Annotated in this window: 2 protein-coding genes; one reads left to right on the top strand and one right to left on the bottom strand. The window is 34.3% G+C overall.

Features of this window, described 5'->3' with window-relative positions; translation table 11 throughout:
- Positions 1–233: 233 nt before the first annotated feature.
- On the top strand, positions 234–941 hold the full coding sequence (locus tag FFM51_RS08700) for a DUF4145 domain-containing protein (protein ID WP_137598227.1): 708 nt from the start codon (positions 234–236) through the stop codon (positions 939–941).
- Here FFM51_RS08700 and FFM51_RS08695 read toward each other — a convergent pair.
- The gene (locus tag FFM51_RS08695; protein WP_137598226.1) at positions 938–1117 is read right to left on the bottom strand and encodes a hypothetical protein; all 180 of its coding nucleotides are present in this window, start codon (positions 1115–1117) and stop codon (positions 938–940) included. The genes FFM51_RS08700 and FFM51_RS08695 overlap by 4 nt on opposite strands.
- Positions 1118–1305: the final 188 nt, after the last annotated feature.

Below are 1305 nucleotides of genomic sequence, written 5' to 3'. Positions count from 1 at the left end.
AGAACTCATCAGCAGCACCTTTTGTAATTGGGTTATCGAGTCCCATTGCGTGTCATCCCCAATCGTGCTAAGATTCTGTTGTAAATATTTTTGATATCCAACCGATTTGAGTTGCCGCTCAAGTCGGTTTTTTTGTAAATTAAATTAGTTTCCATTAGATATTTATTTTTTGCTATCGTTTTAATCAGCTCCTTATGCGATAATTAAGCTAAAAATTTAGTGAGGTAAACAACTTGGAAACAAAATATGCAAACTTTTCTGACGGTCGATATGAAGCTCTAAATAGGGTTGAACTCGAAATACCTATCTTATGCCCACATTGCGGAGTATCTAATAATCCTATAAATAGGATTCAAGGTCACAACGGATACTCAAACACTTACATTGCTTTTTTTTCACATACTTGTACTGCTTGCAATATCACCTTTTTCACGATTCAATCGTTTATAAAAACTAATGATAAATATGCTAAAAAAGCAATAATGCTAGCTGTATCTCCAAGCTCTCATAATCGTAAATTTGAAGAGCGAATTGAAACTTTTTCTCCTCGTTTTGTTAGTTCTTATAACCAAGCGTTTTCCGCAGAACAATCAGGTAACCTTGATCTAGCGGGAATGGGATACAGAGCTGCGGAGGAAATATTAATAAAAGATTTTGCTTTGAAAATTATAGAAAACGGATCTCCAGAGAAACGTGAAGAAATAGCCAAATTAAACCTAAACAACACTATAGGAAAGTATTTTAAAGACGATCAAGCATTGCTGGTTTCCACCGACGTTGTTCGTATAAATGGAAATGATTATGCTCATTGGGATAGATCCGACGATTTCGATACTGATTCTCATTTACAAGAACAGAAGGCATACCTTGAAATCTTTATTAATATTGTTAATACACGTTTGATGATTATCAATCCACCTGTATCCAGAGAAAAACATTAATGTTCAATTTCAAAAATCAATTCAGCAGTATCATATCTGTAGTAATGATCAACTAATCTAACAGGATTGTTTTGCGAACCATCACCCTTTCTTGTTATAACTAAAATGACCTTTTCAACGCTTACGTTGTATGGGTCTTTTTTTTGTAAATTGTTCAATACTTTTTCTTTGTCCATTTGATTCGTCCTCCTTAATCAAACAAATCATGTTTCTGCCAGTGATAACCAATGCCACCGCTAAGTAACGCGGTGCTTAACAACAAGATAAGTTGACCACCATTCTGTGCGATCCATTCATACATAATTACTTCACTCCATCCCAATAATCATCGTGTAAATAGTTAAAAAACTCTGGATTCTTAAAC

It is taken from the genome of Paucilactobacillus kaifaensis, assembly GCF_005405145.1.
Lineage (GTDB): Bacteria > Bacillota > Bacilli > Lactobacillales > Lactobacillaceae > Paucilactobacillus > Paucilactobacillus kaifaensis.
The sequence above is the reverse complement of the archived record's forward strand: the minus strand, read 5'-3'. Positions and strand labels throughout refer to the sequence as shown.